Origin of the sequence: Pseudomonas orientalis (assembly GCF_022807995.1) — a bacterium.
GTDB classification, from domain to species: Bacteria; Pseudomonadota; Gammaproteobacteria; order Pseudomonadales; family Pseudomonadaceae; genus Aquipseudomonas; species Aquipseudomonas orientalis_B.
Window position 1 is genome coordinate 1105193 of sequence record NZ_CP094351.1, and the last position, 21438, is coordinate 1126630.

Below are 21438 nucleotides of genomic sequence, written 5' to 3' on the forward strand. Positions count from 1 at the left end.
TTTTTTATGGATATCGAGAATTCGATGAGCGTCGAATTGACGGCTCAACAGCATGCACTTTGGTTTCTGGCACACAGTTCAACGCAGGATGTACGCTACAACACGGGGTTGGCGGTGCGGATGAACGGAGCGCTGAATGTTACGGCACTCCAGTTGGCGATCCGTCGGCTGGTGTCCCGAACGCCGCTGTTACGCTGCACGTTTCCTGGCGTCGACGGAGTTCCCGGGGTGTTGTTCAACGAGGAGTTGAGTGCACCGCTGATGCACGTTGATGCGCAGGGCTGGGACGAGCAGCATCTGGCCGTAAAAGTCCAGGAATGGCACTATCGGCCGTTCGATCTATCCACTGACAACAGTCTGCGATTCGGGCTTTTCGAGTGCGGCGCCGACGCGTGGGTTTTGGTGATTTGTGCTCACCACATCATTGCTGATTTTACTTCCTTGGGGATCATTCTCGATCAACTGGAGTGTTTATATCTCGATGAACTGGACAGCGACCTGCAGTGCTGGTTCTCGCCTGGCAAACCTTTCAGTGAGTATCTGGCGCTTGAACGGTCACTGACCGCGGCATCTGCGGATGCGACTGATGCCTACTGGCTGGAATATCTCAAGCATCCTCCAGCTGCGCTGAACTGGGATCAACGCTGGCGACATGGGGATAACACAGCGTCCAGTCATTACTTTTCGATTGATTCAGCCCGCTATGCAGCTATAAGGGACTACGCGGCCGCGAGCGGTGTCTCTATCTTCACCGTCATGCTGTCGGCCTGGGCCGTGGCTATCGGCCGCGCAAGCGACAACACCGATGTGGTGGTCGGCATACCCACATCCATGCGCGATGCCCAATTCCAGAATACCGTCGGTGGCCTGTTCACCGTGCTGCCCGTGCGCTTGAATACGCAGGCTTCATTCGACGTGTTGACTCGACAAGCGCGGTCGGATTTTTTTTCTGCGCTGGACCACCGTCAGTTCCATTTGAGCAGGGCGTTGGTTGCCTTGCAGGTTGCCCGGGTACCTGAGCGCAACCCATTGTTCCAAACCACCGTCAACATGTTGGGGCAGACGGGGCAGTCACGCTGGGTCGATCTTACTATGGCGCCATCGTCCGTTCGGGCTTCGTGGGCTGGTTTGTCGTTATCGCCCTGCAAGCTTAATCAACAAGAGGGTCAGGTGGACATCGCCCTGGAGTTCGTTGACGCCCAGAACGAACTGCGTTGTGTCATCAAAGCCGATCCACGGCAATTTTCCCTCGCTGGAATCCAGACGTTCGCAGGGCACTTGACAGAATTGATTGATCGCTTGCTGATACGCCCTGACCTTGAGTCGAGCGCTCTCGTGGATTCGCCGCAACAAGACTTCAATGTGATGTCCGGGCCGCTCAATACGTGCCCACGTGATGCAGTGGGGGCTGTGTCACTGGTTGAGTGGGTTGACCGTAATGTGCGGCTCTACCCAGACCGGATAGCGCTACGTGAGCAGGACAAGACGCTCGATTACCAAGCGTTGCAAATGCACAGTCTGCGGCTCGCCAATCGCCTTGAAAAGGTTTTGCATGGGGATGCGCAACGTATTGGGATTGCCTTGTCTCCGGGTATCGACGCTGTTGTCGCGATGCTTGCGATTCTGCGCACGGGGGCGGGCTATGTCCCTCTTGATCCCGCACTGCCCAGCGAGCGGCTATGTTGCATCATAGAGCAATCGCAGATAACAGCGGTTATTGGCGATACACAGACATTGCGAGAGGGCGCGTGGCCGGTCGTGACCCTCGATATGCATGCGGTGCAGGATGCCGCCGGCGACGTCCTACCACGGTTATTTGACAACAGCACCGCCGACGGCTTGGCCTACAGCGTGTTCACATCCGGCTCCACCGGCACACCCAAGGGCATCGATGTAGAACATCACAGCATCGTTGCCCTTTTGGAGGCCACTTTCCAGGCGCTGGATGTGGAGGATGGGCTGGTCTGGAGCTGGACGCTCGCTACCAGTTTTGACCTGTCGGTTTGGGAAATATGGGGCGCTCTGTGTTCGGGCGGCAGCCTGCTTATCGTACCCCCGCACCTACGCAATCAGCCTGATCATCTGCTGGCATTATGGGATAGCGCAGGCGTGAATGTGGTAACTCAGACGCCATCCGGCTTGAAGAGCATGCTGACTGAATTCTCGCACAGACCCGTCTTGGCTTCCCTGAAACATTGGTTGATATGCGGAGAAGCTCTGCCAGGTGAAACTGCAAGGCACTATTTGAGTGATCACTGGACACTGTGGAATCTTTACGGCCCTGCTGAAACTACTGTGTATGCGAGCATTGAAAAGGTTACCGAGGCATTGGCTCGTTATGCCGTCGTGCCCCTGGGCCGGCCATTGGCCTGTGCAACCTTGTATATCGGTGATCCACAGCAAGTTTGTGCGCTTGGACAACCGGGTGAAATCATCGTCGGCGGAGCAGGTGTGGCCCGCGGTTATGTCGGGATGGAAGCGCTGACCGCAGAGCGCTTCATCGACGATCCCTATTTGCCCGGTCATCGTGCCTATCGCACAGGAGACCTGGGCTATTGGGATGGTGAGCGGGTGCATTTCTGCGGGCGTCTGGACGACCAGATCAAAGTGCATGGTCATCGTGTCGAGCCGGGTGAAATCGAGCGATGCCTGGAGGCTCACGAGCAGGTCAGGCAGGCGGCGGTTTTTCTGGAGAGTGCAGCGGGCCATGAGCGGCTGGTAGCGGTCACGAGGCCGGTTGAGAGTGCAGCCCTCCCCGACGAGCGAAACTTGCGTGAACACCTGCGCAAGTGGCTGCCTGCCTATATGCAACCTGCTCGGTTCGTGTCTGCGCAATCGATCCCCATCAATCGCCACGGGAAACTGGATCGACAAGCAGTAAAGCAGCGATGGGCGGCACCTCAACCTGTCGATGGGGATGTGACCCCTACCGACAGCGCTCAAGGCAGAGGTGACGGCTGGCGTGAGCGCCTGACAACCATATGGTGTGATGTCATAGGCAAAGCCGATATCGGTGCGGACGACGCATTCTTTGAAATCGGCGGTACATCCATCGCATTGATGCAGGTGCACGCCAGGCTCCAGCAATGGCCTGAAGGGCGGCAGTTACTGGCATCGGACCTGTTCCGCTTTCCTACTGTTCGCTCCCTGAGCGCTTTTTTGCAAGGAGATACAGCAAGCCCTGGTGAATCGTACAGCGCTGATCGACGACGGCACACGCTCGCTCATAGACGTCGCGAGGCTCAAGCCCCTGTTCGAGGAGGTCAAGATGTCTGATCAAGCCATAGCCATTATCGGCGTCAGTTGTCGGTTACCGCAGGCGCGGGATCTACGTACGCTTTGGCAGAATCTGCTTGCCGGACGCGTGTGTTCCACGCGCTATACAGCCGCTCGCCTGAGGGCGATGGGAGTCAGTGACGCGCTGCTGAACGCGTCGAACTATGTACCGGTCGACTCTTGCCTGGAGTATGCCGATCAATTTGATCCCGAGTTGTTTGCCATCAGCCAGCGAGAGGCAGAGCTGCTGGACCCTCAGCATCGTTTGCTTTTGGAATGCGCCTGGGAACTGGCGCAGCAGACCGGGCTGGGAAACCCGTTGCATCGTCCACGCATCGGAGTGTTCGCCGGCAGCTCGATGAACAGCTATTTGAGCAACGTGATAGGGGGAGAGTGTGACTTGGTGTCTCCCCACGGCACTGAACTGATGCTGACTAACGACAAAGACTATCTGTGCGCACGTATCTCCTACAAATTGGGCTTTACAGGGCCCAGTGTGACCGTGCAGACAGGCTGTTCCACATCTCTGTCGGCGGTACATTGCGCCATTCAGAGTCTTTTGTTGGGGGAGTGTGAAGTCGCTTTTGCGGGCGGGGTGTCTGTGCATGCGCATTCGCGCCCTGGCTACAGTTATCACCCGGACTTGATGTTTTCCCGCGACGGCGCATGTCGCCCGTTCGATGAGAACGCATCGGGTACTTTTTTCGGAGATGGTGCCGGCCTCGTGGCGTTGCGCCCGCTGGACGACGCTCTGCGTAACGGTGACAGCATCCAGGCCGTGATTCTTGGTTCTGCCACCAATAATGATGGAGCGGCTCGAGCAGGGTTCAGCGCCCCTGGCGTAGAGGGGCAGCGACAGCTGATTCTCGAGGCGTTAGCCATTGCCGGGGTGCACCCGGAGTCGTTGGGGATGATAGAGGCTCATGGCACCGGTACCCGCCTGGGAGATCCCATCGAGTTCAACGCGCTGTGCCAGGCATTTGCAGTGCATACGGATCGTCGTGAGTTCTGTGCTCTGGGTTCGGTCAAAGCCAACCTGGGCCACCTAGCTGCTGCGGCGGGATTTGCCGGGTTAGCCAAAACTGTCGCCGCGCTGGATGCCGGGCGCATTGCCCCGCACCCGAGTTTCAACCGAATCAATCCAGCCCTGCGCCTGGACAGCACTCCGTTCATCATCAATACCCAGCCAATGGAGTGGCCGGTCGCAGGTATCAGACGAGCAGGGCTCAGTTCTTTCGGTGCCGGCGGGAGCAATGTCCACATGATCCTCGAACAGGCACCAAAGCGAGTCCCGCGGGTGGCTGTGCCGGGTTGGCAGACCATTTTGCTCAGTGCCCGTGATGTTCAAGGCGTGGAACAGTTGGCGCAGGACTTAACCGAGCAATTGAACGCTGCTCCGGACACGCCACTGGATGAAGTGGCCCGTGGCTTTGCCGAAGGGCGTACCCAGTATTCCTGGCGTCTCGCTGTGCAAGCCCGGAACAACACTGATTTGATCGCCACTTTGCAGGCGCGTCGCTATGCGATTGCGAAAACCACCGGCGAACCGAGCCAACTGCTTATAGACGTAGGCCCTCATCTGCTCAAAGCCCTCGAGCATGAGCCCGCTTATCAGCAAGAGCTCGGCTGTTTGCTTGAGCAGCTTCCCGGTGCAGACAATGCTCCGGATAAAGAGCGGATGCGCCAGGCGCTTGTGCACACACCCGACAATGAAGCGGCATTCAACCTGGCAACACTTGCTGCCTTTCGCTGCCTGAGGCGCTTGGTGATGACGCCTGTCGCCTATTTGGTTACATCGCGCATGCGCCTGGCGGTTGATTGCCATGAAGGGCGCTTGAGCATGCAGCAGTTGCTGGCAGCTGCGAATAGCGACGCGTTGTTGGCATCGCAAGCCTGGGGAAACGCGTACCTTTTGCGTGACAGCTTCCAGGCCCGGCCTGGTGAGCAGGTCCTCAGTCTTGAGCCGGATATGCAGGACACATTCGCTGCGCTATGCGTGGATACCTGGCGGTTGGCCCCGCATCAAGGGCTGCGGGGGGTGCTGGGCGAATTATGGCGTGCAGGTGTGTCCATTGACTGGTCAGGTTTGCGGGCAGGCCTGGAGGTGCCACACAGTGTGTTGCCGATACCGCCGATGCGCTACCGGCGCTGCTGGTACGCGCCGCCCGTGGCGCAAACTCTCTCAGTGGGGGACGCCCGGCAAGGACTGGTGTATGTGGAACAGTGGGAGCGAGGGCAACGTCTTTGCAGCATGACCCGGTCCGACGTCAAACGCCGCTTTTGCTTGCTCGGCGCCAAGCAGCCTGACTTGCTGGCGCTCGGTGACGAGCTTCGCGCCTTGGGCCATGAAGCGACGCTTGCAGAAGAGGTTGGCGAAGATTCGCCCAAGCACATTGTCTGGTGCCTGGATGATGACCGTTGTGACGACGACAGCCCTGCGCTTGCCTGGCAGTTGTGTGAGCGAGTCAAGCAGTGGTCGTTGCACCACAACTCAACACTTGCGCTCACGTTGGTCGGGGCTGGTTTTGCAGACCCTTTTGGCGAAGGAACCGCTAGTCCAGCTCGATCCATGGCGCTGGCGTGCATCGCCGCCATTAATCAAGAGTTGCCGGGTATTGTGGTGAACGTGCTCGATGTCAGCCGGCAAGCGCTCAGTACGCCCACCATTGCCCGTGATGTGGCAAGGGCACTCATCCTGGGCGGTGGGGCAGCAGTGTTCGCGCTACGCCATGGTGTCCCCTGGAACATCACGCATCGCCCATTGCCTGGCCCGTCTCCTGCAAAAGACTCACCGCATCGCGTTTGCCTGGTCACTGGCGGCCTGGGTTCGGTGGGGTTTGGCATGGCGCACTATCTGGCGCGTAAATGCCAAGCGGATCTGATTCTGGTTCGTCGTCCTGGCGAGCGAGCGCAACATACCGAGGCGCTTTATCAGCAGCGGCTAGCAGTATTGCGTGATTCAGGTGTGCGTGTGGAAGTCATCCACGCTGACGTCAGTCACCGGGAATCGTTGGATGCGCAACTGGCTTTGCTCGGTGAGCAGGGAATGGTGCCCAACTGTTTTGTTCATGCTGCGGGTTTTTCCGGTGACAGCACAGTGCATTGGTTGAACAAGACAACACGTGCGCAGTGGCAACTGATGATGGCGCCTAAATGGGACGGAGCGCGACATCTTCACGAATGGTTTGCTGACCGGCCATTGCTGTTCGGCTGTTTTGTTTCATCCCTTGCTGTTCTTGCCGGCGGTCTTGGCCTTGCTCCCTACGCTGCGGCAAACGAGGCCAGTGCGACTTGGCGTTCACTGGCCAGTGAGAGCCGTCCGTATTTTGCGATCGATTGGGATGGATGGGAGGGATGGGAGCATTCGCAGGGTTTCAAATACGGTACCCATCGGGCCCGTCCACTGGCCCTTGAGGACGTGGATGAAGCGCTGGACGTTATTTTCGCGAACTACCTGGATCACACCCGTTTCGTCGTGTCGACCGTGCCTTTGGAGAGCCGCCTCGCCGCGTCCTGCGAGCAAACCGTAGCAGACGCGCCAGGTGCGCCACTGGTATCGCAAGATCCCGTCGAGGTGCGTATGGCGGCGCTTTGGAGAGAGGTATTGCACTGCCCTGTCGAGGACCAGGACAACTTTTTCGATTTGGGCGGAGATTCGCTGGTAGGGGCCGGTTTGATTCGAAGTGTGAACAGCCACTTCGGGGTCAAGCTATCTATGGTGGATCTCTTCGAATCGGCCAGCGTATCCACATTGTCGCGTCAAGTTGAACAATGGCAAAAAAAACATCAAGGCTAAATGGAGTTGGCGCATGAATAGATCAACGGCTTCTGCACCCCTGGATATTGCCGTCGTCAGTGTCGCAGGGCGGTTTCCCTCTGCGGCATCGTGCGATGAGCTATGGCGAGCCATCGTTGAAGGACGTGAGTTGGTATCGAGCTACGACCAGGCATTACTTGACCCGCCGGAAGGCTCGACATTTGTTCCGCGCGGTGCGTTCCTGGAAGCGCCGGAAATGTTCGACTACAGCTATTTTCGCTACACACCCCGTGAAGCTTCGCGAATGGACCCTCAGCAACGCCAGTGCCTGGAGGTCTGCCACCAGGCGTTACAGCAGGCAGGCTACGGTCGTGGCAGTGATGCGGGGCGCTGCGGGGTGTTTGTAGGAACCAGACCTGACACGTGGCACGAGCAGCACGCCAAGGCTGCGCATGAAAGCAGCGCTGATGCGTTGCTGTCGCTTGCGGGGCGATCCAGTGATGCTCTGGCCACACGTGTGGCTTACAAACTGGACTGCACCGGGCCGGCATTGAATATCGCAAATTTTTGCTCCGGCTCATTGGTAGCCGTGCATTTGGCATGCCGGAGTCTGGTCGCGGATGAGTGCGACATGGCACTGGCAGGTGGGGTCTGCGTGCGATACCCGGCGCATCAAGGATATCTGCATCATGAAGGAGGCATTTTGTCCCGGCAGGGTCAAGTGCGCGCATTCGACACGGAGGCCGACGGTACCTTGTTCGCCGATGCCGTCGGTTTTGTTGGCTTGCGTCGCCTGCGGGACGCCGAACGTGACGGCAATACAATTTTGGCGGTAATCAAGGGGTCTGCCATCAACAATGATGGCTTGGATAAGGCCGGATACAGTGCCCCGAGCGTATCAGGTCAAGAGTCGGTGATCCGCAGCGCCTTACTCAGTTCAGGTTTGGGGCCGGCTCAAGTGGGGCTGGTTGAGGCGCATGGGACAGGCACGCCTGTCGGCGATGCCGTTGAGCTACGGGCCCTATCCCGGGTATTCAGCGATGTACCTGCGCGCAGTTGTGCGATCAGTTCCGTCAAGTCGACCCTGGGCCACGCAGACTGTGCTTCAGGTATTACAGGTCTGATCAAGGTTATCTATGCAGTCCGTTTGGGGATCATTCCGCCGACAGCCAACTGTGATCGACCATGTGAGGCGCTGAGCGATCCACATTCACCGTTTGCGGTAGCCGAGCAGACCCTTGCATGGCCCGAAAGCGATGAAGTCAGAGCCGCAGGCGTGAGTTCCTTTGGTATAGGTGGCACAAACGTTCACATGATCGTGGTAGCACCTCCCGCGCAGCGTTCCATGCCGACCTACGAGCCACTGCATTTGGTCCCGATCAGTGCGGCAAATGAAGCCACATTGCGGAACCTGGCTACCAACTTGCTGGAATATTTGCATCAGCATCCTGACACCGAGCTGGCCGACGTTGCCTATACCTTGCAGCGCGGCCGGCAGCACTTGGCTGTCCGCAGGGTTGTCATTGCCGGGTCGCTGTCCGAACTCAGACTGGGCTTGATGCAGCGGCAATCCGTCTTTGTAGCAGACGATAGCCTGCGCGAAGCCCCGATTGTCTCGCAGGCCACAGCGTGGCAGCAGGGCGGGTCACTGGAATGGACAGTGTTTTACGGGCAAGAGAAGCGACGCAGGCTGGCGCTGCCCTCCTACCCGTTATCTGCGACGCCTATTTGAAGCGAATAATTTGATCATTCATGGAGCGAGGGATTGATATGAGTAATTTGCAAACCACCGAGCAGGTTTTGACTGACTTGTTTGCCAGAGTATTTGAGCTGCCTGCTGAATCTCTTGGGCGAGATACTCCACTGGCAGAGTTGGGGGCGGATTCATTGTTATTGTTTGAAGCGATTGCCCCCATTCAAAAAGCGTTTGGCGTAAAGCTATCGGTAAGGCAATTTTTTTCGGAGCTGCAGACAGTCGGCAAACTGGCGAGCCATATTGATGCTCGTTCTGAAGTGGACGTTGAGCCTGTCGTCGAGAAATCCGCGAAAACGCGGCCGTTTCAATGGATGAGCCGCAGTAGCGCACCGGTCGAAACGGCCGCACGCCAGCAATACCTGGACGATTTTATTCCTCGGTATAACGCCAAGACACAGAAGTCCAAGGCGCATGCCGTCGAGGTACGCAGCCGGATTGCGGATAGCCGTTCGGGCATTGGCTTCAAGCCGTCAGTCAAGGAATTGCTCTACCCGTTGGTCTGTACCGGCTTCGACGGTGCCACGGTGCGTGATATCGACGGCAATGACTATGTGGATATGACCATGGGGTTTGGCTCTCATCTCTACGGTCATTCGCCAGAGTTCGTCAACAGCGCGCTGAAGTCGCAGATAGACCAGGGGTTCGGACTGGGTACTCGACATGCAGAGGCACTGGAAGTCGCCAAGCTCGTATGTGAAATCACTGGCATGGACCGGGTCGCATTCGTCAACAGCGGCACGGAAGCTATTATGAATGCTGTGCGCGCAGCTCGTGCAGCCACACGACGCAACCATATCGTGCTGTTTTCCAGCAGTTACCATGGACACTGGGATGCAGTTCTAGCGACGGTAGATCGTTTTGAAGCCGGGGCGAAAACCAAGCCGATTTCTGTCGGGATTCCGGAAAATATGGTGGCTGATGTTTCCGTATTCGAATTTGGTTCCGAACTGGCGTTGGAGTTTATTGCCACCCACGGCAGCGAAGTCGCGGCTGTGTTGATCGAGCCAGTACCGACTCGTGATCCGGGCCTTGCCGACCCGAGCTACCTTCGACGATTGCGTGACGCAACGGCCAAGGTTGGAACGCTGTTGATCTTCGACGAAATTGTCACCGGCTTTCGTGTCCATCCGGCAGGTATACAAGGCCTCTATGGAATTGAGGCTGACATTGTCACGTACGGCAAGACCATCGGGGGCGGTATGCCGTTAGGTGTGGTTGCCGGCCGTGGGCAAAGCCTTGATGCGATTGACGGTGGCAATTGGAATTTCGGTGATGAAAGCTACCCTGGCGTGGAACCTACATTTTTTGGCGGGACCTTTTTCCAGCATCCGCTCGCAATGGCAACCGCCAAGGCTACCCTGCTTCAGATAAAGCGCGGTGGGGTGGCGTTCACCCAGAATTTGAACCAGAAAGCCGAAGCGTTTACCTCACGGTTGAATGACCTATTCCAGACACGCGGAATTAATATTGAAGCACGCGTGTTCAGTTCGTTCTTTCGTCTGGTTCATAAAGAGAACATGGATTTACTCTATTATAACTTGCTTATGCGTGGTGTTTATATCTGGGAATGGCGATGCTGGTTCCTGTCGGCGGCGCATGAAGATGTCCATCTGAGCAAAGTATACGATGCATTCGTGCAAAGTCTTGACGAGTTGCAAGGTATCGCTGTGTCAAGTCAGCAGCGATAAGTCGAGATTCCGATAACTTAGTATTACTAACAGCCAAAAAGGCAGGGGTGCGTATGCCATTGCGAAATTTAAAGGTTTTTATTGGTGGTCCTATTCAATTTGCGATCCGTCGAGACGGCTTCCATGAAGAACTGAAAGAGACGATTGAGCTTGCCATCCAGGCTGTGACGCAGCTGAATGGGCAAGTGTTATCGGCACATAAAGCTGAACGATTTGGTGTGGATACCCCGGCGTTTACTCCTGAAATGGTATCCAAGCGTGATTTCGCCTGGATGCAGGAGTGCGATGTGTTCATGCCGATATTACCGGTTCTGGCAGGCAGTGAGTTATTGCGTACGGATGGCACTCATATTGAGCTTGGTTGGGCGTCCGCCTTGAAGCGGCCTGTGTTGTTGGTAACTGAGCTGCCGATAGTGGAGGGAGGGAGTCACTTGCTTAAGGGCCTTGAGCATATTTGTAAATTGTCCAAGCTTGATGTGCAGGAATTTCGTAAGCGACCAGCACAAATTGGAGAAATACTTCAAGGCTTGATAGCTGCCTGATCGCATTGAAATAGCGTATCAGATACGGTCCGGCATAAAGGATTGATGTAATGATCACGGGGATCAAGTAATGAGTAATCAAGGCAAGGTAGCGGATTACAGTGTGTTGGGTATGAGTTTGAAGTCACCCATTATTGTCGGTTCTGGATTACTGTCGGATCAGGCGAAAAATATCCGTCAGTTAGTAAAGCGGGGTGCAGGCGCGGTTGTCACAAAAACCATTTATCCGATCTCTGAAAAAAATCATTCGGAGCGTATCTATTCCATCGGGACGGGGCTGCTGAATAATACAAACTATTCGAAAAGAAAAGTGGACGATTGGCTCGGGTTGTTGAGCCAGTTTAAGCAAGAACGTCTTCCAATTATTGCCTCTGTGCATGCACCGTTTCCTGATGCGTTAGGATCTTTGGTTGATAGTATTCGCGAGGTCAGTGACTGTCCCTTGGAGTTGGGAATCTCTTGCTTACATGCCGATGATGTGATGGAAGATACACCCGAGCGTGTTTACGCTTATGCGCAGGCGGTGCGACAAAATACCGACGTCCATTTTTCGGTAAAGCTTTCACTGGGACAATCCCTTCACGAGCGAGTACACGCGGCTATAGACGGAGGCGCAAGTGCGGTGACCCTTAGTGATACCATTTCCGGAATAGCGTTCGATCTGGTCAAAGGAAAAGCGGTACTTGGAGGCATATGTGGATATTCCGGTCCCGGAATCAAGCCAATGGTGCTTGCAGCTATCTATGATCTTCGGCAACGGGGGATCGTTATTCCAATCATGGGCAGTGGTGGCGTGCAAAGTGGCTTGGATGTGCACGAGTATATGTTGGCAGGTGCCGAAACGATTCAAGTGTATTCGGCCTTACACAGCGATATGTTCACAACGCTTGAGCGTATTACGCAAGAATATGAGTCGAACTGTGAACACGTACTTGTCGCGGAGGCAGCAGAATGAGAGCCGATGGCCTGGAATACTTTGCAGAGTTTTCAAGTGAGTCGATATGTTCGAGTGTGAACGGTCGCACATTGATTTGGCCCATTGGTGGTGTAGAGCAGCATGGGCCTCACTTACCATTGAACGTTGATACCATCATTCCCGAAGCGTTCGCAAAAGCGTTGGCGCTCGATTGCCGTGGCATTATTCTACCGGTACAGCCTTTATCCGTTCGGTCGTTGCCACAAAGTGGAGGAGGGCTCCAGTTTCCCGGCACAGTATTTGTTGACGGTTGCACATTTGTTAACTACTTGACAGACGCGTTGAAGAGCCTGAGTGCACTGCCGTTCGGACAAATAGTGATTATAAATGGGCATTATGAAAATGAGGGTTTCATCTTCGAGGCGCTAGACAGGGTTCGCAGCTCGGGGGCATTCGCCGAGCGTTCTGTGTTGGCCTTCAGTTGGTGGAGCATGGTCAGCAATGCATGGGTTGTCGACAATCTACCCGATTTTCCCGGCTGGCACGCTGAACATGCCGGTGTTACTGAAACTAGTTTAATGATGCACCTGAGGCCCGAACTGGTATCCTCCGACCGACCGGATCACGAACACCCTCCACAATGTGGGGTATATAGCCTACCGCTTGCGCCTGAGTCGTCCACGAGAGGGGTATTATCGAAAACGTCTGGTTCGAGCGCGCGCATTGGCGAACTGATATTCGACCATGTGCGGCAAGCCGTAAGAAAAATGGTCACAGAGAAGGCGTAGCTTAAAAATAAGTGCGCCATGGAAGATGGCGCACTTACATTTTTATGACTGAACCAGCGAGTTGGCGGCGGAAAAATCGTTGAGTCTTTTTTTGAGGTGAGCGAAGAACTCCGCGGGAGGCGTTTCACTGAAAAAGTGGTCGCCCTGGACGTGGGTCAACTCAAAGGATTGATCCGTCAGCGTGTGCCAGTTATGCATCATTTCTTTTGAAACCAAGCTGTCCTGTTCGCCATGAAATGCGATGATGGGACAGTTGAGGCGCGGTGTGTTTTCAAATTTCCATTCGCGGCAAAGTTTGAAGTCGGCTTGCAGAACAGGGAGGAAGAGTGAAGCGAGTTCAGGGTGGCGAAGCGTTTTCATGCAGGCTGGGTTAAAGTTTTTAATTCGCGAAAGCGCGGTCTCGGCATCAATGTCGTCAAGGTCGGGCAAAGCAACCCGGTATTCAGGCGAGGCCGTTGAGCAGAGAACAACGCATTCGGGAAATAGAGGAGAATGCAGGCGGGAAAATTTTTGCGCTAGATGGTAGGCAATCCAACCTCCCATACTCGTTCCCACGAAGGCTAAACGCATGTCATGAAAGGCGGTGAGCTCACGTGAAAGTATATTGATCAAGTAATCCATATCACTCAATGAAGGGGTTTTTATGTTGTTGCCACGACCGGGCAAGTGGACGGGATGGATAACACTATCGTGGCCTAGCTGTTTGCCCCAGCGCAGATAGAAATTTGAATTGCCCCCCGCGTAGGGAAAACAAATTAAATTGAGTTTGTTCGGCGAAGGTTGAGTCGTGATCAGCACTGCTGGCATACTCCGAAATAGAAACGAATATCTGATGATAATCAGACTGTCGAAATTATTGATTTTCCAGCGGCTCCCTGATCGATGTGCAAAGGGGCGGGTCAATCTGGTAGAAGTGTTGCAAGTCAAATCGAAAGGTTAACGTTTTTTTGAGTTTTTTATTGAGGTCCTGCGGGGCGATATCCAGAATTACGCGGTGATCTACAAGTTTGGTGACTTCGCCGCGAGAAAGCGATAGTTTACGAGTGAGTATATTGATCAGTCGAACAGGTATGGAATATTCAAAAAGTATTTGAATTTCGACGATGTCTGTATCGCTAAGCGCATAGGGGTCGGAACCGTCAATGATGAATTCCGGGATCGGACCAAGTTCGGCATTGTTTTTCTTTAAGATTGGGTAGTCGTATGAGTAACGACGGACTTGTTCGATATTATTCTGTGTGAAATGTTCGAGCAACTCAGGGTTGAGTTTATTGGTGTTGATGCGTGGGAATATATCTATATTCCACGTGTAGTTGCATTTTTCACATTTGTAGATATTCCACACGTCCAGCGTTTTTTTCTGAGCGTTAACGCGGAAACACCCTGAGGGATAGAAAAGTTTTTTTATCTCGCACGTCGGACAACGCTTTGTTATTGACTGACACCCAATAGGCTTCACTAGCCAATGAATAATTCCCTTTTTCATATCTTCATCCTTGAGAAATGCTGCTTGAATTTAACGCTTCGCACGTGGCAGGGCAAGTGGTTCGTACATGCAACGATTTAGCTTAGAAGAGTCTTTTGTTACTGAGTGTTTTTTTTGTATCTTTATGTAAATTTGTGTAGGCGAAGGGGCTGTTCCATTTGATCAAATGCTTATCCATGAGAGTAAACGGCGCCAGCGTGGCTAATAGGGCGCGTTGTAAAAGTGGGTGTGGCGCGGTACAGGCTTCTATGTTTGAAGCAGCGTGTGCTTCAAGTGGCCACGAGGCGCTGTTCAATCACAATCAATGAGGTTTATAGCGGCCAGGGTGGCCGCAGCGTTAGTAGACCCGCACTTCGGTCGGGAGATGAAATCGAGTCTGGCTGATCCTTTTCTCGGTGATCGGTTATAGTGCCCGACAACTTTGCAAAGGATGATGCTGTGTGCGAATAACGCTTCTGTTATCGGCATGCCTGTTATGCCTGAACGCCTACGCGGCCCCTGTTGACGTGGCCAGCCTGGACCGTGGTACCTGGCCCGAAAAGCTTGGCAGCCCGGCGCTGTTCGACGTGGCCTCGCGTGCGGAAACCCTGATGTTTGCCCATGGTTTGATTGCCAGCGAAGCCCAGGACGAAACCGCGCTCAAACAGCGCCTGGGATTGAAGATCATCAACCTGGCCGCCATCGACGACCTGCGTCGCCAACTCTGGCAACGGTTGTTGGAGAACTACACATTCGCCCAGCAAAGCTGCGAGGAAGACGCTTCGTTCTGCTACCTGGTGGAAAACATGGACGACCTGCGCGAACAGGCCGGCAAGTTCGACGTCAGTGACGACTCTTTCTATATAGGCTGGGCCGCCCCCAGCCGGCACTTTCATGAGCGCTATCTCGATGAACTGCTGCGCAAGGCCGCACTGTTGCCACAGATCAGCAGCGAAGTGGCGCGCTTTGGTGATCACGAACGCAATGGCGACGAGCTCAACGATCGCATGTTCCTGCTGACCTTCGACGGCGGCCCGGCAACGGTCGGCGGCAATACCGACTGGCTCGCCGACTACCTGCGCAAGCAAAAGATGAACGCCACGTTCTTCACCCTTGGCAGCAGCCTGCAAACCCGCGTGGAGCGCAGTTCTGTCGCGGATGTGCAGGCGTTGTATCAGGGGCAGTGCGTAGGTATCCAGGGGTGGCAGTATCGCTCTCACAGCCATTGGGTCGATTGGCAGGACTCCATCACCCGCAGCGCATCACTGGTGCAAAACCTGCTGCCGGAAAACTATGTGCCGCTGTTCCGACCGCCCTACGGGCAGCGGCGCGCGAATAGCCAGGGATTCTTCCAGGCTCAAGGTCTGCAAGTGGCGTTATGGGATATCGATTCCCAGGACGATCCGGGCAGGCTCAAGGCCGACGAGTCGGCGCAACGGGTGCTGACGCTGATGCTGCTGTGGCGCAAAGGCGTGATTGTGTTTCACGACACCCAGGACAAGGCGCGGGCGGCACTGCCAATGGTGTTGCAGACAACGGCGCAGAGCGGCTTGGGCTGGCAGGACTGTCGTGAAGCATTTCGATGAAATGCCCGGTTCTTCTGGTCGAGGGAGATTTCTGGGGTGATTTGCCGCGACATTTCGATGCAGGCGGACTTCCGACTTTAACGGGGTACCTGGCACTCGGCTAGTGCTATTCGTCATCCTGAAAAATAAACTTCAAAAAAGCGTCAAAGTGCTTTTTCCTGTCATGGGTTTTGCGGTATTACGAAGTCAGACCGCCGAAACCTGCAGCACAGGTGGCGTCTTCCAAGACTCCTCATGTGGGCACTGCACTTGACCTCACTCAAGGTGCAGTCGGTGGTCGAATCGAGGCGCAGCACCGCCCAGGTATTGCGTCGACTGGCTCCCACAAAGGTGACCGAGTATGGATGATCATGGACGCACCCCTTCTTCCGACCAGCCAATCCTTTATGTGCTTGATACCAACGTACTGATTCACGATCCAAACGCACTGCTTAACTTTGAAGAACACCACGTCGCCATCCCCATGATCGTGCTGGAGGAACTGGACAAACTCAAAAGCGGCCACCACAGCGTTGCCGCCGAATGCCGCCAGGCCATCCGCCTGATCGACAAGACCCTGGGCGAAGCCTCGCCCGAGGACGTTGAAGTCGGCGTGCCGATCCAGCGCGGCAAGAGCGGGCCCAAGGGCTTGCTGTCGATCCTGATGAGCAAGCGCAACGAGCCCAACAGCCTGCTGCCGGAAAACCTGAACGACAACAAAATCATCAACCAATTGATCGACCTGCATGCGCGCGACAAGGACCTGCGCGTGGTGCTGGTGACCAAAGACATCAATATGCGCCTCAAGGCCCGGGCGTGCGGGATCGCGGCCGAGGACTACAGTACCGACCAACTGGTTGACGACGTGTCGATGCTGTCCCGTGGTTATCACATGATGACCGGCTCGTTCTGGGACCGCGTCAGCAAAGTCGAAACCCGCCAGGACCACGGTCGCACCTGGCACCAGGTACAGCTGATCGACAACCTGCCGGCGGTGCATATCAATGAGTTCATTGTCGACGAGCAGGGCTTCGTGGGCTGGATCAAAGAGATCCAGGTCGACAAGTTGCTGATCCTCGACCTGCATCAGGAACCCCTGTTGCACCAGGAAGCCTGGGGCCTGAAACCGCGTGATATCTACCAGAGCCTGGCGCTGTATGCGCTGCTCGATCCGGACATTCACCTGGTCAACCTGACCGGTGCGGCAGGCTCGGGCAAGACTATCCTCGCCCTGGCCGCCGCCATCGAACAGACCATGGTGACCAAGCGCTACCGCCGCATCATCGCCACCCGCAGCGTGCAGGGCCTGGACCAGGAGATCGGTTTTCTGCCCGGCACCGAGGCGGAAAAAATGGAGCCATGGCTGGGGGCGATCACCGACAACCTCGAAGCCTTGCACATGGATGACGAAAACACCCATGGCAGCGTCGACTACATCCTCAGCAAAGTGCCGTTGCAGTTCAAATCCCTCAACTACATTCGAGGCCGCAGTTTCCAGCAGAGTCTGATTTTGATCGATGAATGCCAGAACCTCACCCCGCACCAGATGAAAACCATCATCACCCGTGCCGGCGCCGGTTCCAAAGTGGTGTGCCTGGGCAACCTGGCGCAGATCGACACCCCTTACCTGTCCGCGACCAGCTCCGGGCTGACTTACCTGACGGAACGCTTCAAGGATTTCCCGAACGGCGTGCATATCGCGCTGCAGGGCGTGCCACGTTCGATTCTGGCCGAATACGCAGAGTCTCACCTGTAACGCGATCAATGTGGGAGGGGGCTTGCCCCCGATGACGGTGGTGCATTCAACATCTCTGTTGACTGACCCACCGTCATCGGGGGCAAGCCCCCTCCCACATTTTGATCGGCGATAGGTTTACAATCGCTGCTCCTGATCAGGAGTATCGCTGTGCTGACTCATCTCGATTCCCAAGGTCGCGCCCATATGGTCGACGTCACCGACAAAGCCGTGACGTTCCGTGAGGCGGTGGCCGAAGCGTGGGTGCGCATGTTGCCCGACACCCTGAAAATGATTGTCGACGGCGCCCACCCCAAGGGCGACGTATTTGCCGTGGCCCGCATTGCCGGGATCCAGGCGGCGAAAAAAACCAGCGATCTAATCCCGTTGTGCCACCCGCTGATGCTCACCGGGGTCAAGGTCGAACTGCGCGCCGACGGTGACAATGCCGTTTACATCCTGGCGCGCTGCAAGCTCTCCGGCCAGACCGGCGTCGAAATGGAAGCCCTGACCGCCGCCAGCGTCGCGGCACTGACCATCTACGACATGTGCAAGGCGGTGGACCGTGGCATGATCATCGAAAATATTCGCCTGCTGGAAAAGCTCGGCGGCAAAAGCGGGCATTTCAAGGCGGACCAGGCATGAGCATCAACGTATTGTTTTTTGCGCGTTACAGCGAAGCGATTGGCCTGGATTCGCTGGAGATGGAAGGCGACTTCGCGACCGTCGACGCCGTACGCCAAGCCTTGGCGGGTGGACCGGACTTTGCGGTGCTCAACGAAACCAGCCTGATGTGCGCCCGTAACCAAGAGTTGTGCGCGCTCGACGAACCGCTGCAAGCCGGCGATGAAGTCGCGTTTTTCCCGCCGGTGACCGGAGGCTGAGCATGGCCATTCGTGTGCAGGTCGAGGCCTTTGATCCCGGTGCCGAAGTGAACGCGATGCACGCGGCCAATATCGGCGTGGGCGCGGTGGTGAGTTTTGTCGGTTATGTGCGCGACTTCAATGACGGACGCGAGGTGTCGGGGATGTTTCTGGAACACTACCCCGGCATGACCGAAAAAGCCCTGGCCAGGATCGCGGTGGAAGCGGAACAGCGCTGGCCGTTGCTCAAGCTGGAGGTGCTGCATCGCATCGGCGCGCTGGAGCCGGGTGAGCCGATTGTGTTTGTGGCGGCGGCCAGTGCGCATCGTCAGGCGGCGTTTGATGCCTGTGCGTTTGTGATGGATTACCTGAAGACGCGGGCGCCGTTTTGGAAGAAAGAGACCACGCCAGAAGGTGCGCGTTGGGTTGAAGGGCGGGCCAGTGATCACTCGGCAGCAGATCGCTGGAAATAGCCAGCCAGGACAAATCTCAAAACCAGCAGAGATCAAAGTGTGGGAGGGGGCTTGCCCCCTCCCACACTTTTATTGCATTTGAGCTTAAGGGCGCTTGCGTTCTACAGCGCGCAGCAAATGCGTCGGCGGCGTCTCACAGCTGATCTTGCGTCCCAGCAACGTCTCGATCGACGGCAACTGGTACGAGTCATCTTCCCCGGCAAAGCTGATCGATACACCCGCAGCCCCGGCACGCCCGGTACGACCGATACGGTGCACATAGTCGTCCGGCACTTCCGGCAGGGTGAAGTTGATCACGTGGCTGATGCCGTCGATGTGAATGCCGCGCCCGGCCACGTCGGTGGCCACCAGCACGCGGATCTTGCCTTCGCGGAAGCCTTCCAGGGTCTTGATGCGCTTGTGCTGCGGCACATCGCCGGACAGTTGCGCGGCGTTGACGCCATCGCGCACCAGGCGCTCTTCGATGCGGCGCACTTCGTCCTTGCGGTTGGCGAATACCATCACGCGCTCCCAACCGTTGTCGTTGATCAGGTTGTAGAGCAGCTTGTATTTGTCGGCACCAGCCACCGCATAGATGTGCTGCTCGACGTTTTCGCTGGCGACGTTGAGCGCTTCGATCTCGACGATGGACGGGTCGGTGGTCCATTGCTTGGCGAGGTTCATCACGTCTTCGGTGAAGGTCGCGGAGAACAGCAGGGTCTGGCGCTCGGCTTTTGGCGGGGTCTGGCGAATGATCTGGCGCACTTGCGGGATAAAGCCCATGTCGAGCATGCGGTCGGCTTCGTCCAGCACCATCACTTCGACCATGTCCAGGTGCACGTCGCCGCGCTGGTTGAAGTCGAGCAGACGGCCCGGGGTGGCGACCAGGATGTCGCAGTGGCGGGCTTCCAGGTGCTTGAGCTGCTTGTCGAAGTCCATGCCGCCGACGAAGGTCATCACATTGAGACCGGTATACTTGGTCAGGTCGGCGGCGTCCTTGGCGATCTGCACCACCAGCTCCCGGGTAGGGGCGATGATCAGCGCGCGCGGTTCACCCATGTAGCGTTCTTTGGGCGGCGGCGTTTGCAGCAGTTGGGTGATGATCGAGATCAGGAACGCGGCGGTCTTGCCGGTGCCGGTCTGGGCGCGGCCGATGGCGTCTTTGCCGGCCAGGGTGAAGCCCAGCACCTGCGCCTGGATCGGCGTGCAGTACGGGAAGCCCAGGTCCTGGATGGCGTGCATCAGTTCCGGGGCCAGGTCGAAGTCGTGGAAGCGGGTCTTGCCTTCCTGGGGCTCGACGACGAAGTCTTCGAGCTTCCACGGGATGACGACCGGCTTCGGGGCGTGTTCGCGGCGAGGCTTTGGCGCGACTGGCGCGGCAGCGGCCTCAACCGGTTTTGCCTGTTCAGGCGCTGTCACGTTCGGCTGGGCGACGGCTGCCGTCCGTGCGGGCTGCCTGCCGTCATTGCGGCTGCCGGTTGGCGGGACGGGAGCACTGGGAACAGGCGCGAGCGGCTCAGCCTCGCTTTTGCCGAACATCTTCTTGAGTGCTTTGAGCACGGTCATCTCATTAATTGGTTAAGGAATGTACGCCGGCCAGTGTAATGCAAGAATCGGGCGCGGCGTAGTGCGTCTGTCATACAACTACATAAACGCGGGGATCAGCGCAGGCGCTCAGCCAGCCAAGTGCCGATATCGTGTATCTCTTGGGGTAACACTTCGTGGCCCATTGGGTATTCCTGCCATGTCACGGTGACACTACGGGTCTTCAAATGCTCATAGGCGCTGCGGCCCATGGCGTTCTGTACCACCTCGTCGTATAGGCCGTGCAGGCACAGGGCCGGGATGCGTTGCTGGCTGGCGGATAATTCCAGCTCATCGTCGAAAGTTGGCGCGTAAGTGGAAAGGGCGATGACCCCACCCAGGGGGCCCTGCCATTGTTTAAACGCAGTGTGGAAAACCACTGCGCCGCCCTGAGAGAAGCCAGCCAGGAAAACGCGCGAAGCGTCTATCCCGGTTCTCTTCTGTGCCTCAATCAAATCCGTGACCATTTTGGTCGACGCTTCCAGTTCGTCCAGACTGATCGAACGGGCCGGGCTCATGGCCTTGATGTCGTACCAACTCGGCATCTCGTAGCCACCGTTGATCGTCACCGGGCGGCTGGGCGCCTGGGGCAAAACGAAGCGGGTGGTCATTAATGTTTCCTGCAGCAGTTCGGCCACCGGCAGGAAGTCGTAGCGATCGGCGCCCAGGCCATGCAGCCAGATAACGCAGGCGTCTGCGGACTTGGTGGGCTCTAGAATCAAGGGTTCGGTCATGTTTGCTCCATAGATGTGCAGGCGCTCCGATTGGGTGCGTCGCAACGGTGCGCGACAGGTTGATCTGTTAAGAGAATGTCGCAAGGTTGAATCTTTTGCCATTGAACAGAGCGCTCAGCGACTCAGCCAGCACTCTGGTACGGGCCTTGCTATGTGTAGGTCGATGTCAGAACTCTCCTAGGACGGTAACACTATCAGTGACTGCCGCTTGTGGGAAAGCAACTGGAATTACCGCAAAGATCTCATGCTGCTTGACCCCAAAAAAAGCCAACACGGGTCGATATCGCCTCATAAGGGTGCGCTGAGGTTGGAGCTCC

16 protein-coding genes are annotated in these 21438 nt (G+C 56.4%); 12 read left to right on the forward strand and 4 right to left on the reverse strand.

Annotated features, from left to right (window positions below; all coding sequences use genetic code 11):
* Positions 1 to 6 precede the first annotated feature (6 nt).
* From MRY17_RS04775 to MRY17_RS04805, 7 genes are all read left to right on the forward strand, one after another.
* Positions 7 to 3276 carry a non-ribosomal peptide synthetase gene (locus MRY17_RS04775; protein ID WP_191951621.1) on the forward strand — a complete coding sequence of 1090 codons (3270 nt, stop codon included), beginning with the start codon at positions 7 to 9 and terminating at the stop codon, positions 3274 to 3276.
* Complete coding sequence (locus MRY17_RS04780; protein ID WP_191951620.1) at positions 3269 to 7072, forward strand: beta-ketoacyl synthase N-terminal-like domain-containing protein; 3804 nt, start codon at positions 3269 to 3271, stop codon at positions 7070 to 7072. Before MRY17_RS04775 ends, MRY17_RS04780 begins: the two co-directional genes overlap by 8 nt.
* A gap of 13 nt (positions 7073 to 7085) precedes the next feature.
* Complete coding sequence (locus MRY17_RS04785; protein WP_124422459.1) at positions 7086 to 8765, forward strand: beta-ketoacyl synthase N-terminal-like domain-containing protein; 1680 nt, start codon at positions 7086 to 7088, stop codon at positions 8763 to 8765.
* Between the two features lie 38 nt (positions 8766 to 8803).
* Positions 8804 to 10477: an aminotransferase class III-fold pyridoxal phosphate-dependent enzyme gene (locus MRY17_RS04790; protein ID WP_199771547.1), complete on the forward strand. Its 1674-nt coding sequence runs from the start codon at positions 8804 to 8806 to the stop codon at positions 10475 to 10477.
* 53 nt (positions 10478 to 10530) lie between these two features.
* On the forward strand, positions 10531 to 11019 hold the full coding sequence (locus tag MRY17_RS04795; RefSeq protein ID WP_124422460.1) for a nucleoside 2-deoxyribosyltransferase: 489 nt from the start codon (positions 10531 to 10533) through the stop codon (positions 11017 to 11019).
* 70 nt (positions 11020 to 11089) lie between these two features.
* Complete coding sequence (locus MRY17_RS04800) at positions 11090 to 11974, forward strand: dihydroorotate dehydrogenase (protein ID WP_191951619.1); 885 nt, start codon at positions 11090 to 11092, stop codon at positions 11972 to 11974.
* Positions 11971 to 12723, forward strand: a complete 753-nt coding sequence (locus MRY17_RS04805; RefSeq protein WP_124422462.1) for a creatininase family protein — start codon at positions 11971 to 11973, stop codon at positions 12721 to 12723. Before MRY17_RS04800 ends, MRY17_RS04805 begins: the two co-directional genes overlap by 4 nt.
* A 42-nt stretch (positions 12724 to 12765) precedes the next feature.
* On the opposite strand, the gene MRY17_RS04810 is transcribed toward MRY17_RS04805, so the two are convergent.
* The gene (locus MRY17_RS04810; protein WP_199771546.1) at positions 12766 to 13521 is read right to left on the reverse strand and encodes a thioesterase II family protein; all 756 of its coding nucleotides are present in this window, start codon (positions 13519 to 13521) and stop codon (positions 12766 to 12768) included.
* Between the two features lie 55 nt (positions 13522 to 13576).
* Positions 13577 to 14209, reverse strand: a complete 633-nt coding sequence (locus MRY17_RS04815; RefSeq protein ID WP_124422464.1) for a DUF1062 domain-containing protein — start codon at positions 14207 to 14209, stop codon at positions 13577 to 13579.
* Between the two features lie 440 nt (positions 14210 to 14649).
* Here MRY17_RS04815 and MRY17_RS04820 point away from each other — a divergent pair, with 440 nt between their 5' ends.
* From MRY17_RS04820 to moaE, 5 genes are all read left to right on the forward strand, one after another.
* Positions 14650 to 15774, forward strand: coding sequence for a polysaccharide deacetylase family protein (locus tag MRY17_RS04820; protein WP_243353363.1), 1125 nt, complete (start codon positions 14650 to 14652; stop codon positions 15772 to 15774).
* Positions 15775 to 16114: 340 nt separating this feature from the next.
* Positions 16115 to 17509, forward strand: coding sequence for a PhoH family protein (locus MRY17_RS04825; protein WP_057724660.1), 1395 nt, complete (start codon positions 16115 to 16117; stop codon positions 17507 to 17509).
* Between the two features lie 150 nt (positions 17510 to 17659).
* Positions 17660 to 18133, forward strand: a complete 474-nt coding sequence (gene moaC, locus MRY17_RS04830) for a cyclic pyranopterin monophosphate synthase MoaC (protein ID WP_243353364.1) — start codon at positions 17660 to 17662, stop codon at positions 18131 to 18133.
* A complete protein-coding gene (moaD, locus tag MRY17_RS04835; protein WP_243353365.1) occupies positions 18130 to 18372 on the forward strand; it encodes a molybdopterin converting factor subunit 1 in 243 nt (80 codons plus the stop codon). The genes moaC and moaD overlap by 4 nt, the downstream gene beginning before the upstream one ends.
* A gap of 2 nt (positions 18373 to 18374) precedes the next feature.
* Positions 18375 to 18824 carry a molybdopterin synthase catalytic subunit MoaE gene (gene moaE, locus MRY17_RS04840; protein ID WP_243353366.1) on the forward strand — a complete coding sequence of 150 codons (450 nt, stop codon included), beginning with the start codon at positions 18375 to 18377 and terminating at the stop codon, positions 18822 to 18824.
* Between the two features lie 84 nt (positions 18825 to 18908).
* Here the strand turns inward: moaE and rhlB are convergent, their stop codons facing one another.
* Positions 18909 to 20369 carry an ATP-dependent RNA helicase RhlB gene (rhlB, locus tag MRY17_RS04845; protein ID WP_191951616.1) on the reverse strand — a complete coding sequence of 487 codons (1461 nt, stop codon included), beginning with the start codon at positions 20367 to 20369 and terminating at the stop codon, positions 18909 to 18911.
* Positions 20370 to 20464: 95 nt separating this feature from the next.
* Positions 20465 to 21121 (reverse strand): alpha/beta hydrolase, encoded by a 657-nt coding sequence (locus tag MRY17_RS04850; protein WP_191951615.1) that lies wholly within the window; start codon positions 21119 to 21121, stop codon positions 20465 to 20467.
* Between the last annotated feature and the right edge of the window lie 317 nt (positions 21122 to 21438).